We start from the raw sequence: 13,048 nt of genomic DNA, 5'->3' as shown, positions 1-13,048 counted from the left end.
GCCGCCAGCGTTCGTCCTGAGCCAGGATCAAACTCTCCATTAAATATCTTGCAATATTTAAAGAGTTGATTAGCTCTTCTTTTACTTGTTTAGGAATTACTTGCTAGCGTTTTTATTAACGCTTGACGAGAATTCATTTGTGGTTATGACAGTCTCAGTTTGCACTGACTTGTCATTAAACCAAGTTTGCATTCATCATCTACTGTTTAGTTTTCAAAGACCGCCTGTCCTCTCGGCCAGGAATTACATCTTACCATGTCCCCGACTCTGTTTCAAGTGCAAGTTTTTGGTAATTTCCTTTGATTGCCTTCAAGCAAGTGGTAATTTTTCTCTACCACCTTGCAACGACTTTGTTAGTTTAGCACGACTAATATTGTTTGGCAAGAAAAATATTTTGTAAATGAGCAGCTTTATTATAATTTTGTCTTAAGGTGAACAAAGGAGATATAAAATGAGTCAGAGCTCCATCCCTGACTCATTCGTTGGCTCAATCATGTAGTGATAGTGGCGGCAATGTCTTAAGATTGATTTGGCTAAATAAGGTTTGCAAGGCAATAGAAATATTTTCTGGAGGGAAAGATTTTTTTTGGGTAGACAGTTTATTTAGATTGGCTACGGAAGCATCTGAACCTATGGACACAACACTTATATTTATATTTGATTGTTGATTCAGCCAGCGGGAAATAGTTGTCAGACTGGATTCGGGGTAGTTGCCGTCACTTAGAATAATCACATTCAATGGAGATGAGTCTAGTGAGTGATGATTCAACCATTTCCTTAGCTGATCCATATCGGTTTTTCCAGAGGCCCAAAAATATGGGGTCTCATTAAAGTCCGACAATTCAACAGCATGAACATGCTCATTCCAGGTGAAAATTTGTACTCTGCAAAACACAGGCGCATACTTCTTTTGCGATGCGTACTCTCTGATAAAAGTAATCAAACTTCTTGCTGTAGTCAACTTACCCATTTCCCTCATACTTCCAGAAATATCTAGCACAACGTATAATGTCTCTGCCGACACAATTCAACCTCCTCAAATTATTGATTATGTTAGTTGGTATAACTATTTTTTGTTTATTTGCTAAATAGGTATTTAGGGACTCCAGATAAGTTATTTTCGACAACAAGTGATAAATACCTGTTCCAATATTTGTGATTATTTGTACAATGATCCTATTAAAACCATAGGGCACTTCCGGTTAAGGGATTACCCTACTGCTGATAATCTTTGGAAGGTGTTTAAAATATTTTTGACAAAAATATTTTTCTAGCATACAATACAATATATACCCATACGGGTATAGGTATATAGGTTTGCGAGAGGTGGTTCAACAATGAGGACTTTATTCATGAAAACCAACCGAATTTATACACCCCTAAGAAAATATGCCTGGCTATTTGTTATCCTTGTTGCATTTGGGGGGTTATGGTTCCCCAAATTAGGTTTATTGATCATTCCAATAATGTTATCCTTGGCTGTTTTGGGTTTTGCCAAGGGCAAATACTGGTGTGGCAATTTCTGCCCCCACGGCAGTCTTTTTGACTTTATTCTTATGCCCATAAGCAGATTTAAAAAAATCCCCTTCTCTTTTAGGCACATTTTAATGTCTTTGCTTGTTTTTAGCCTATTTATGTACATTTTAGTTAGTAGATTAGTAGATGTAATTGGTATCCTAGGCACAGCTCCCTTTTTAGATCAACTGGGTTTAGTTTTTGTTATGAACTATTTCGTGGTGACTATAATTGGAAGTGTTTTGGCAGTACTAATTAATCCAAGAACTTGGTGTTACTTCTGCCCTATGGGAACCTTTCAAAGGCTCTTTTATAAATTGAGCAAAATAATGGGGCTAGGTAAAAGAACTGATCTTAAAATTTCTGTTTCAAATAAAGACTTATGTCGCTCCTGCGGTAAGTGCTCAAAGGTATGTCCAATGCAACTGGCCCCTTATAAAGAGTTCTCCGATAAAAATCAGATTGATAATGAACACTGTATTCGCTGCTCAACATGTGTAAAAAATTGTCCAGTAGAAATTCTCTATCTAGGTACAGAAGAAGAAGCAAAAGGGTGTAATCTTGAAATAAGCAGAAAATAAGGCAAATTGGCTAATCCTAAGAACACAATACCCCTCATCTTTTTTTCAATAGGTGAGGGGTTTGATGTTGATGCAAGATTTTTATTTTTATGGTTATATTAAAGCTAAATTACTTTCCTAATATGAAATGTATAAAATCCTTTCAAGGGGTAGTTTACTTTTATGAATAAAAAACTGAAGATAGCCATCATAGGTTCCGGTCCTGCTGGCTTGGCATGTGCCCTTGAATGTGAAAGACTTGGCGTAAATGCAGACGTCTTTGAAAGGGACAAATCTGTTGGGTGGATTTGGCCCTCTGTATCGGTACAACTAAATATATTTGAGAGTAAAATGAAAGATATCAGGAAGTATATGGCCAAAAGTTATGGTTTAGATATTAAGCCCCTGTTTGAATGTAATCATTTTGTATTAAAATCTCCTAACGCTAGGGCTGAGGTTTCAGGAAATCTAGGCTATTTTTTAGCCCGGGGAAAATATGTTGATTCACTAGAAAACCAATTACTCCGAGAGCTTCAGCAAACTGCTATGCATTACAACAGACCTGCTGATTATAAAGAATTATCTAAAAAATACGATGCCGTGGTAATTGCCACAGGCAAAGAAACTGTAGCAAAGGAGCTTGGCGTATGGGAGCAGAAGGATCTTGTTAATATCTATGGTGGCCTTGCCTTAGGTGATTTTACACCTGGCTCCTCCACTATATATTTTAATACCGATTATTCTGGAACAGGTTATGCCAGGGTAACTCCTATCAATAACACCCAGGCTGTGGTAAAAATCTATAACTTTGAGAGCAGCATATCTGAAATAGATTCCAATTTTACTCATTTCTTGGCTACAGAAGGTCTTGAGCACCTTGAGTTCTTATACCATATTAAGCCACCGCCATTTTCCGTCGGAAAGGTAACAAGGTTTCAAAAAGATAATATCTATTTAACAGGTCGTGCAGCAGGCTTAACGGAAAGGTTAACTGGTATAGGCAGTGTAGGAGCACTGATTAGCGGGATATTTGCAGCAAGGGCAATCATCAAGGGAAAAGAATATGAAGCTATGGTAAAACCACTTCAGGATCACATTGAAAATATCTCAGCCTTTAGGGACCGGATGAAAAGCCTAACCAATAAAGATTTCGACAGAATAATAACATTAATAGACACCCCCGGGGTCAAGCAAACAATCTATAATAGCGGATTTAATTTAACAGATATCTTCGGAAGCGTCATAAAGAAAGTAAACAAGTTAATATCGGCAGAATAAAAAAGAGGACAACTTAAAGTCATCCCCTTACTCTTATTCATTAGAAAGGTTTAGCGGATAAAATTAAAGAACTTCTTAGCTTCCTTTTCTGGTGGCTTAATGGAACCCTTGCCTTGTTCAATAACCTTCATAAGCCAGGCCATGTTTTTACCAAGAACCCGCATAATTTGAACGCCCTCTTCATCCTGTACTGCTTCTCCTGGTCTAGTTCCATGAATAACATTCCAGTAATTTGACGTAGGCATAAACATTTCTGAGTAAAGGATATAATTGTTAAGCTGTTCAAAGGTTGGTAGCCCGCCGGAGCGTCTTACGGCCACCACCGATGCACCAATTTTATGCCTTAACATCCCGTTATTACTACCTGCCACATAGAAGGCCCTATCTAAAAATGATTTCATAGTGCCTCCAATGGCTGAATAATGTACAGGTGATCCTAGAATAATGCCATCAGCATTTTTCATCATCTGAATCCATTCATTAACCGCATCCGAAATAGCACATCTTTCATTTTTATTCTTGGCACATTGGCCACAGGCAATACAGCCCCTTATCTCCTTGTTGCCCACGTGAATAATTTCAGTCTCAATACCCTCTTTGATTAGTTCATCAGCCACGATTTTGATAGCTTGGTAGGTATTTCCTTCTTTGTGAGGACTTCCATTAAAAGCTACTACTTTCATTGTTTTCCTCCTTAAAATTATAAGATACTATCACCTTTTTCCTAGGAGTATAGCTCATTATTAAATATAGAACAAGTATGCACTTTTAGGTAAGTTAACTTACCTAAAGGTAACCTTCTGATTTTTGTGTCAGCCTTTTCAAGGGAGGCTTCTCTTGACTTATGATATGATCCCGAATGGCCTTTACACAATTCTCAATATCCTTTTGTTCCAGGTGCTTAATAATTTCATAATGATCCCTGGCGGTTTTATCTAGATTGCCCGTTAACTTGGTATCAATAACCATGGCTATGCGCAATTGCAAGTGCAGATCTTGCAAAATTTTAACCCTTCTGGCACTACCGGATCTTTGCCACAAATAGCTGTGAAACTCAACATCCTTTTCGTTAAGCATAATCATTTTATTGGCAAATTCGTCTTCGCCCTTAGATATTACAGTCATCTCATCCACTATGGCCTTTAGCCTCGAGATATCATAATTTGTAAGCTTGTCTTCATTAATAAGAATTTCAATCACACTGTTTTCCATCAACAGTCTGATATCAAATATTTCTGCAACATCACTCATGGTAAACTTAACCACAAAGTTACCCTTACGGGGAATTGACTTGATTAATCCCTGACTAGCTAATTCTTGAATACTTTCTCTCACGGGGGCCCTGCTAATCCCCAGCAAATCAGCTATATCAGACTCCACAATTCTTTCCCCGCCCTTCAATTCCCCCAAAAGAATCTTATCCCTTAAATATTTTGAAACGATGGTGTTTAAACTAGTATTTGTCAGCTGTTTATATTGTTCCATTTAACACCTCTCCATTATTCCACCACTGGCTAAATCATTTGGGAACATTTTGCCCCCTCCTTTGGTCTCTTAGGAATTTACTGCCGAATGGCAGTAGTCGACTCCTCTATTACGAACAAATCTACTTAAAAAATCCCTGGTACGAGGATTTTGTGAATTGCCAAATATTTGCTCCGGTGGACCCTGCTCTAAAATTGCTCCTCCATCCATAAACAAGATTCTGTCAGCCACCTCCCTGGCAAAATCCATTTCATGGGTAACCAAAAGCATGGTCATTTCCCCCTCGGATGCTATCTCCTTAATAACTGCCAAAACTTCCCCTACCAATTCTGGATCTAAGGCTGAGGTTACCTCATCAAACACCATCACCTTCGGCTTCATAACAAGGGCCCTGGCTATGGCTACCCGTTGTTGTTGACCTCCTGACAATTGGGATGGATAATGTTCCATCCTTTCACCCAGTCCAACCTTTTTCAACATGGCAACTGCATGCTCCTTAGCCTCTTCCTTTGACAAACCAAGTACATGAATGGGGGCTTCAGTGACATTTCGCAAAACATTCATGTGAGGGAACAGGTTGAACTGTTGAAAAATCATACCTATTTTACTTCTTATCCGATGTAAGTGTTTTTCGTCAGCCGCCATTAGCTGATCATTTACTTCCTTGTGCCAGAGCATTTCCCCATCCACCTCAATGGTTCCAGCGTCCGGTCTTTCCAAGGTCATTAGCAAACGACCCAGGGTTGTCTTGCCCGAGCCGCTAGGCCCAATGAGGGCCACCTTTTCATTGGGAGCTATATCAAGGCTAAGATCATTAAGCACCCTAAGACTTCCGAAGGATTTGCTGATATTCCGATACTTTATAATTGGCTTGGTTATATTCAATTTCATAAAGTCACCTTCCTTATCTCCTGTTCAACTTTGTTTCCAAACGTTGAACCCCTATGGAGGAGATATAGCTTAGCACTAAAAACAATATACCTACAATGGTAATCGGTTCCAGATATCTAAATGACTGGGCGCCGGTTATTTTCGCAACTTGAAGTATCTCCACCAATGTAATGGCTGAAAGCAGCGGTGTTTCTTTAAACATACCAATTAAATAATTCCCCATCACAGGCAAAATGGGAGGAATAGCTTGTGGAAGTATGATTTTAATCCAAGTACGGCTCTTTGAAAAATTTAAGGCCCTCGCTGCTTCCCATTGCCCCTTAGGTATAGCCTCAATTCCACCTCTGTAAACTTCCGATAAATAGGTGGCATAATGAATGCCCAGGGCAATTACGCCAGCTGCAAAGGGGGATAGGGATAGTCCATAGTTAGGAAAAACATAAAATATAAAATAAACTTGTGCCAACAGAGGTGTGCTTCTGATAAATTCTATAATTCCAGCGGTAACTAAAGATAAGGGTTTACACCTAGATCGTCTTGCCATAGTAAGGGGCAAGCCAAGGAGACAAGCCAAAAAAAATCCAACAAAGGTTGCGCTTATGGTTATTTTAAGGGCCCCTAAAAGCTCCGGTATGAAACTCAAGGTATAATTCCAATCCCACATAGTTAAGCCCTCCCTCTAACCAATGTTCTCTCCAACCAACGAACCCCAAGGGTAAAGGGTATGGCGATAATAAAATAGAGCAGTAATACAAGGGCAAAGGTTTCTGTAGTTCTCAGGGTGGTTGATCGTATCATAACCCCCTGGAACATTAAATCTGATAGAGTAATTAAAGACACCAGGGAAGTACCCTTCAACATTTCAATGAAGGTATTGCCAAAGGGTGGTAACATCCTTAAAAAAGCTTGGGGCAAGATAATCCTTTGCATAATTTGCACTCTGGTCATATTTAAAGAAATACCTGCCTCGGTCTGACCCTTGGGTATGGCTAATATTGAACTCCTAACTATTTCTGAAGCATAAGCACCATAGTGTAAGCCTAAGGTTAATACCCCCGCCTGCATGGCAGTTAATTCTATGCCAAAGAAGGGTAATACAAAATAGGCCCAGAACAATTGCACCAGTAAGGATGTACCCCGGAAAAACTCCACAAAAACCGTTGCCAGGAATCTGACCGGCCGATACTTTGAAAGACGAGCAAATCCGACTATAAAGGCGATAATCAGTGCCAAGGAGGCCGACAAGGCTGTCAACAGCAAGGTGATCCGTACGCCAGGCAGCAGTCCTGGTAGCAACTCAAATATGATAATCACACTCCTTTTACTTACCGACAAGTTCGGAGTTAGCCGGAGGTATCAAAGGATACCTCCGGCCTGTTGATTATTGACCTGACAGTACCTTTTCCACCGTCATATCCCCTGGAAACTCCTGCTCAGTAAAGCCAAATTCCTTTAATATTTCGAGAAGTTGTCCTGATTGCTTCAGCTTTTCCAGTTCCTGGTTATATGCCTCAGCAAAATCCTTATCCTCTTTTCTAAAGGCAGCTGCACCGAAAGACTGGGCTGCTTTTCCATCAATAATTGGTTGAGTAAAATCCATAACCCTCTCAACCCTAGAGTCCTTAGCGTTATCCAACATGGTCTGTAAAGCAGGACCGGACATGGTAATAACGTCCACCCTGCCGGCCTGGAGGGCAGCTAAGGCGGAAGGTTGATCCGGAACTGTTACAATCTGCTCTTTGGCTACACCGGATTTCACCACCATATCAAATTCTACGGCACCAGCCATAACACCAATCTTCACCTTGGAGTTGGCTGCAATATCCTGATAGCTATGCAAATTCAATGGATTGCCAGCCTTTACAGCTATAGCCTCACCAATTGTATACTCAGGGTTAGCAAACTCAACTTCCTTGCTCCGGGGCTCAGTGATATACATTCCGGCAGTGATGACATCAAAACGGTTAGCTTTGAGACCTGGAATCAAAGAACCGAACTCAGTAAGTACACCATTCATTTCTTGAATGCCCATATTATTAAAGATAGCTCTGGCAACTTCAACGGCTTCGCCAGTTAGCTTTCCATCCGGGGTGGCATATGCATAGGGTGCTTCATTGGCAAAACCCACCGTTATATAGCCTTGACTCTTTGCCTTTTCCAAGGTGCTTTCTGCCTTTACATTCTCCCCACCCTGCTCTTTAGTGTTGCCTCCGCAGCCTACCAGCATAAGAGCCAACATAAAGCTTACAACTAATCCAAACAGCATTCTTTTTTTCATTCAAAATCCACTCCTTCATCATTAATTAATGAAATATTTAAAACCTTCTAACCCCCTTTGTCCCTTGAATTTAACCTCTTTATAAACTGTACCGACATCCAGAATATTTACTGGCAAAAAGATTAACCTCTTCCTTAATTTGCTCGGGATTTTCCTGTTCAATAATTAACCTCTTAAAGAAATCAGCAATTCTTTTCATTTCCTGTTCCTCCATTCCCCTACGGGTAACCTCAGCAGTACCAATCCTTAGCTCCCTATCTAACTGGCCAAAATCGTCGGAACAAAGGATATCTGAACTCTCCAAAATCTTGGATATGTGAACTCCACTGCCATATTTACTAACATCCACAAGAATAAGATGGGTTTCTGAATAGCCCTTTGTTGCGCCAATAACTGTCAAGCCGGCTTCTTCCATGGCCTTGCCCAGGGTCTTTGAGTTTCTAATTATTTGTTCTCCATAGGCCTTGCCAAACTCTTTCATCTCCAGCATCCCCACAGCCAAGGCCGGCAGCCTGTTTAAATGGTGACTGGTAACCAGGGACGCAAGTACATTCCCTACTCGCTCATAAATATTAAAATCTCTGGTAGCGATGAACCCACCCTGGGGGCCGGGAAAGGATTTGTGGGTGCTGCCAAACATGATGTCCGCTCCCTGGTCAAGGGGGTTTGGATAAACCCCGCCGGCAATCAGACCAGTGACATGGGAAGAGTCATGGGCTACAAGTATTCCCATTTTTTCAGCTACGGCCTTTATTTCTGCCACAGGCTCAGGAAACAGCATGCCCGAACCTCCGAAAATTACCATTGCCGGCCTGCATTCTTGCATCTTCCCAATCAGCATTGCCAGGTCAACTATTCGGTTTTGATCAAAGGGAATGTCGTCAAACTCCAGTGTTTGCCCAAAATGGGGTGCTCCTACCATCAGCTGTGCCATTCCATGGCCCCAATCCCTTAAATGTATTTCCAAAACAAGATCTCCAGGGGACAGCAGGCCCAATATGGTTGCAATACCGGCAACATGTCCGCTCACCGGCCTTAAATCAACATAGTCAGCCTTAAAGACCTCACCCACCAGTTTTTGAGTCTTAGCCTCTAGCTCCTGGATATATCTATTACCCCTATACTCCCTGGCTGTTAAATCTACCCCGGCATAACAGCCATACCTGTTCCCCAGGTCCGAGGTAAGATAATTGCGAACTGTTTGACTGGAATAATTTTCAGAGGCTATTAGGTTTAAGCACTGCTGACGGTAAGCTTCATGCTGTTTGATGAGTAAATCTATCTCTTCTAAATTGTTAAACATTCCCCACTCTCCCTCTCTTCTACTGTCCCTGACATATTAGGAGTTTGTCCCCTGTAAAAAGGCCAATGTATTCCTTACATGCATTTCAACACCCGTTGCCAGGGTATCTTCGTCAATATTAAACTGGGGGTGATGATGGGGATAATCAGTGCCCTTCTCCTTGTTGCCCGTCCCGATAAAGAAAAAGGCACTGGGAACCCTACGGCTAAACTCCGCAAAATCTTCCCCTGCCATAACCAACTGGGGCACCACATTTTGATCACAACCAAGGGTTTTTTGGGCAGAAATTCTAACCAGTTCAACCATGGATGGGTCATTAATTATGCTGGGGTTACTGGGTATGTAGGTTAATGAATATTTAGTGCGGGTAGCTGTACAAATACCACCTATGATTCTCTCAAAACTAGCTTTCAGTTCTTCCTTCTTTTCGTCTTCATTTTCGTAAAGATAACGTATGGTACCCCCTAGCTCCACCTTGTCAGCTATAATATTTCTTCCTGTTCCTCCCTTGATTTTGCCAAAGATAATAAGGGTTGGACTAAGGACACTTACTTCCCTGGTCTGAAGCAGCTGTATGCTTTGCACAATGGTAGCTGCTGCCATAATGGGGTCTATGGAAGCCTGGGGAGAAGCAGTGTGTCCCCCCCGCCCATGGATGGTTAGCTCAAACTCCTCATTGCCTGCCATTGTTGGGCCAGCCACAACACCAATTTTGCCGCTCTCTAAGGGTGTCCAGAGATGTAAGCCAAAGGCTGCGTCAACCCTAGGACTTTCCAAAATCCCTTCCTTAATCATATCTAGAGCCCCGGCAGTTTCCTCATTTGGCTGAAAAACAAATTTAATATTCCCATCGATCTGAGCCCTATACTTAGCCAATATCTTGGCTGTAACCATTAGCATAGCTGTATGTCCATCATGACCACAGGCATGCATTTTTCCCTCATGGAGAGATCTATAGCCGATATCGTTTAGTTCCGTTTGCTCCAGGGCATCCATGTCTGCCCTGAGCAAAAGCGTTTTACCCTGTTTTGCCCCCCTTAACAGTCCAACAACACCGGTTTTTGCAACATTTGTTACTTCCAAACCGCAGTCCCTCAAGTAATCTGCCACCAGCTTTGAAGTCCTAACCTCTTCATAACCCAATTCAGGATGCATGTGTAAATCCCGTCGAAGGTTAATCAGCTCTTTATTTAATGAAGCTACTTCTTTTTTTATATCCAATATTAACCGCCCCCACTAAGAACTTCCTCTTAAATTGCTACTTGGTAATTAATCTCCTTGGAAAATCCACAAAGGTTTCACAACCATTTTCCGTTACCCTAAAGGGCTCGCTTATTTCAACCCCAAAGTCCTCGCACCAGATGCCTGGTATCAGGTGAAAAGTCATATTGGGTCGGAGAATAGTCATATCACCAGGTCGTAAGCTGGCAGTATGCTCGCCCCAATCAGGTGGATAATTAAGACCCATTGAATAGCCAATGCGTGAATCCTTAATAAACCCACTTTTTTCTAGCACCCTTTTCCAGGCAGCCTCAATGGCTTGGCAGGTAATACCCGGCTTAATCACTGCTAGAGCAGCATTAATACCCTCCACTACAATCTCCGATAATTCCTTTACTTTAGGCAAAGGCTCTCCTAGGGAAAGGGTTCTGGCCAGGGGAGCATGGTAACGTTTATAGCAGCCAGCCAGTTCAAGGATTACTGTATCCCCTTTTTTATACTTATTATCACTCCAGGTCAGGTGAGGCGTGGAAGTTTTCTCCCCGGCTGGCAGCAGGGGAACGATGGCAGGATAATCTCCGCCAAACTCTGTTGTACCACTTATCTGGGCATGATAGATATTTGCAACCACATCGCATTCCCTAACTCCCTCATTGATTGAATCAATACCTGTTTGCATAACCCTTTCCACAATGCAGGCAGCTTTCTTCATACATTCAATTTCTTTTTCTGATTTAACAATCCGTACCCAATTGACCAGTAATGTACCATCCTTAAAACGTGCGTTGGATAATCCCAATTTTAATCTTTCATAGCACATGGCGGTAAAGTAGTATGTATCCATTTCAACTGCTATGGTTGAATTGGCCCGTCCTTTTTCCTTCAATATATCTGCTACAAAATCCATAGGATGCTTAATCAAGGATTGAACATAATCATCTGTGTAGGCTCTGATGTTATTGGGCTCGAGCCAGGTGGTAAGTCTGGCCCCGTTACCATCCTGTCCCCTGCCAACCCAAATGGGCTGTGCTTCGTCAAGGAGGATGATCAAAAGCTGGTGAACATAAAAAGACCATCCATCATACCCTGTAAGGTAGTTCATATTGGCAGGGTCAGTTACCAGCAGTACATCAATACCCTGGTCATTCATTTTTTCCTTTACTTTCATTAGCCTTTGCTGGTATTCTGTCATATCAAATAGCTGCATTAATCCATCCACCCCTATCATTTACCTAATTACCTAGCTCCGTCGATTGTCGATTGTCGACAATTCTTGGGAATAAAAAAAAGACAGGTAAACAGCTGTCTAGGCTGCTCACTCTGTCTTCTTTGACATTTTTAGTTGTTCTTCTTCTTTGAAGATCGTTGCACTTTAAATTGCTCTAATTATAATTTAGAAAACATCATCTGTCCATAGTTTTTTCTGCTGGTCAATTATAAAGTATCGGTTGCTCTGTCTAGCTGATTACCCCTTACCTTTTTTACATTTTCCAATCCTTTTCATTGAAGCTCCCAGCCCGGTAACCATCTAAATCTAAGGTGACATATTTGAAACCATATTCCTTGAGTTTAATAGAAATCTCTTGGAGCAAATCCTCATTGAGTATTTTATTTATAGCCTTTCTATCTACCTCAATCCTGGCCAGCTTTTCATGACATCTAACACGAACTGACCGGAAGCCAATATCCATCATGTACTTTTCTGCCTTCTCAATCTTGATAAAATCTTCTACCTTTAACTCACTGTTATAGGGAATCCTGGTTAAAAGGCATGCATAGGAGGGCTTATCCCAGGTGACAAGTCCTAACTCCTTTGATAAATCTCTTATTTCCCTTTTAGTTAGCTGACAATCCATCAAAGGACTCTTAATACGCAGTTCCTCTAAAGCCTTTAATCCTGGCCTATATTCCCTTGTATCATCATAATTTGAGCCATCTATAACAAAGGGAAACTGCTGCCTTTCAGCAATGGATTTAATCATACTAAATATGGCCTTTTTACATAGATAGCATCTGTTTGCAGGATTGTTTCTAATCTCATCAATTATGGGGGCCTCAATAATCTCATGTGCTATACCCAATTCCTTACTTGTTTGAAGAGCTTCCTCTATTTCCCAACTCTGAATATAGGGGGCCCGGATAGTTACAGCCTTTACCTTTTTCCCCAGTGCATCCTTGGCTGCCTTGAGTAAAAAGGTACTGTCTACCCCACCTGAAAAGGCAACCATGACCCTATCCAAATTCTTAAGATAATTATATAATTGTAAAAATTTTTCATTACCAAGCATTACTCATTCTCCTAATAATCCTATAGATTTCTCTATACACCTTTGCCATAGTTGTATCATTTTCTCTAGCAATTTTCTTACAGTCCTTAATTTTGCCTTCTATAATTAATCAACTATCACCTAGATATATAAAATTTCAAGCCGACCTAACATTTATTATTACAGAAAAGCTTAGCTCTGTGTTATAAATAATTGACCTAATCCATACAAAGACCCAGGTTTGTAATTT

The 13,048-nt window shown here is 41.0% G+C and carries 13 protein-coding genes; 2 read left to right on the top strand and 11 right to left on the bottom strand.

The annotated features are described in order from the left end of the window. Positions 1–487: 487 nt before the first annotated feature. Complete coding sequence (locus P6N53_RS11515; protein WP_304543264.1) at positions 488–1,024, bottom strand: vWA domain-containing protein; 537 nt, start codon at positions 1,022–1,024, stop codon at positions 488–490. A 313-nt stretch (positions 1,025–1,337) separates the two neighbouring features. Here P6N53_RS11515 and P6N53_RS11510 point away from each other — a divergent pair, with 313 nt between their 5' ends. Next, positions 1,338–2,096 carry a 4Fe-4S binding protein gene (locus P6N53_RS11510; protein WP_304543262.1) on the top strand — a complete coding sequence of 253 codons (759 nt, stop codon included), beginning with the start codon at positions 1,338–1,340 and terminating at the stop codon, positions 2,094–2,096. Positions 2,097–2,258: 162 nt separating this feature from the next. Further along, positions 2,259–3,353, top strand: coding sequence for an NAD(P)/FAD-dependent oxidoreductase (locus P6N53_RS11505; RefSeq protein ID WP_304543260.1), 1,095 nt, complete (start codon positions 2,259–2,261; stop codon positions 3,351–3,353). A gap of 50 nt (positions 3,354–3,403) precedes the next feature. Here the strand turns inward: P6N53_RS11505 and P6N53_RS11500 are convergent, their stop codons facing one another. The 10 genes from P6N53_RS11500 to larE form a co-directional block, all read right to left on the bottom strand. Beyond that, a complete protein-coding gene (locus tag P6N53_RS11500) occupies positions 3,404–4,036 on the bottom strand; it encodes a flavodoxin family protein (RefSeq protein WP_304543258.1) in 633 nt (210 codons plus the stop codon). A 103-nt stretch (positions 4,037–4,139) separates the two neighbouring features. Next, positions 4,140–4,838: a GntR family transcriptional regulator gene (locus P6N53_RS11495; protein ID WP_304543256.1), complete on the bottom strand. Its 699-nt coding sequence runs from the start codon at positions 4,836–4,838 to the stop codon at positions 4,140–4,142. A gap of 69 nt (positions 4,839–4,907) precedes the next feature. Beyond that, complete coding sequence (gene ehuA, locus P6N53_RS11490) at positions 4,908–5,729, bottom strand: ectoine/hydroxyectoine ABC transporter ATP-binding protein EhuA (RefSeq protein ID WP_304543254.1); 822 nt, start codon at positions 5,727–5,729, stop codon at positions 4,908–4,910. A gap of 13 nt (positions 5,730–5,742) precedes the next feature. Further along, positions 5,743–6,393, bottom strand: a complete 651-nt coding sequence (ehuD, locus tag P6N53_RS11485) for an ectoine/hydroxyectoine ABC transporter permease subunit EhuD (RefSeq protein WP_304543252.1) — start codon at positions 6,391–6,393, stop codon at positions 5,743–5,745. 2 nt (positions 6,394–6,395) lie between these two features. Then, on the bottom strand, positions 6,396–7,040 hold the full coding sequence (gene ehuC / locus P6N53_RS11480) for an ectoine/hydroxyectoine ABC transporter permease subunit EhuC (RefSeq protein WP_304543272.1): 645 nt from the start codon (positions 7,038–7,040) through the stop codon (positions 6,396–6,398). Between the two features lie 70 nt (positions 7,041–7,110). After that, positions 7,111–8,007 carry an ectoine/hydroxyectoine ABC transporter substrate-binding protein EhuB gene (gene ehuB, locus P6N53_RS11475; RefSeq protein WP_373323037.1) on the bottom strand — a complete coding sequence of 299 codons (897 nt, stop codon included), beginning with the start codon at positions 8,005–8,007 and terminating at the stop codon, positions 7,111–7,113. A 79-nt stretch (positions 8,008–8,086) separates the two neighbouring features. Beyond that, complete coding sequence (locus P6N53_RS11470; RefSeq protein WP_304543250.1) at positions 8,087–9,310, bottom strand: aminotransferase class I/II-fold pyridoxal phosphate-dependent enzyme; 1,224 nt, start codon at positions 9,308–9,310, stop codon at positions 8,087–8,089. Between the two features lie 36 nt (positions 9,311–9,346). Beyond that, complete coding sequence (locus P6N53_RS11465) at positions 9,347–10,531, bottom strand: M20 metallopeptidase family protein (RefSeq protein WP_304543248.1); 1,185 nt, start codon at positions 10,529–10,531, stop codon at positions 9,347–9,349. Positions 10,532–10,568: 37 nt separating this feature from the next. Then, positions 10,569–11,738: a M24 family metallopeptidase gene (locus tag P6N53_RS11460; RefSeq protein WP_304543246.1), complete on the bottom strand. Its 1,170-nt coding sequence runs from the start codon at positions 11,736–11,738 to the stop codon at positions 10,569–10,571. Positions 11,739–12,012: 274 nt separating this feature from the next. Next, on the bottom strand, positions 12,013–12,819 hold the full coding sequence (gene larE, locus P6N53_RS11455) for an ATP-dependent sacrificial sulfur transferase LarE (protein WP_304543244.1): 807 nt from the start codon (positions 12,817–12,819) through the stop codon (positions 12,013–12,015). Positions 12,820–13,048 lie beyond the last annotated feature (229 nt).

It is taken from the genome of Desulforamulus aquiferis (assembly GCF_030577015.1).
Classification (GTDB): Bacteria; Bacillota; Desulfotomaculia; order Desulfotomaculales; family Desulfotomaculaceae; genus Desulfotomaculum; species Desulfotomaculum aquiferis.
This window is presented reverse-complemented; position numbering and strand designations above follow the sequence as displayed.

Bases quoted from the DNA above. Each gene is read 5' to 3' on its own strand.
- P6N53_RS11500 (WP_304543258.1), bottom strand. From the start codon at position 4,036: ATGAAAGTAGTAGCTTTTAATGGAAGTCCTCACAAAGAAGGAAATACC.
- P6N53_RS11510 (WP_304543262.1), top strand. From the start codon at position 1,338: ATGAGGACTTTATTCATGAAAACCAACCGAATTTATACACCCCTAAGA.
- P6N53_RS11505 (WP_304543260.1), top strand. From the start codon at position 2,259: ATGAATAAAAAACTGAAGATAGCCATCATAGGTTCCGGTCCTGCTGGC.
- P6N53_RS11470 (WP_304543250.1), bottom strand. From the start codon at position 9,310: ATGTTTAACAATTTAGAAGAGATAGATTTACTCATCAAACAGCATGAA.
- ehuB (WP_373323037.1), bottom strand. From the start codon at position 8,007: ATGAAAAAAAGAATGCTGTTTGGATTAGTTGTAAGCTTTATGTTGGCT.
- P6N53_RS11460 (WP_304543246.1), bottom strand. From the start codon at position 11,738: ATGCAGCTATTTGATATGACAGAATACCAGCAAAGGCTAATGAAAGTA.
- ehuD (WP_304543252.1), bottom strand. From the start codon at position 6,393: ATGTGGGATTGGAATTATACCTTGAGTTTCATACCGGAGCTTTTAGGG.
- ehuA (WP_304543254.1), bottom strand. From the start codon at position 5,729: ATGAAATTGAATATAACCAAGCCAATTATAAAGTATCGGAATATCAGC.
- larE (WP_304543244.1), bottom strand. From the start codon at position 12,819: ATGCTTGGTAATGAAAAATTTTTACAATTATATAATTATCTTAAGAAT.
- P6N53_RS11495 (WP_304543256.1), bottom strand. From the start codon at position 4,838: ATGGAACAATATAAACAGCTGACAAATACTAGTTTAAACACCATCGTT.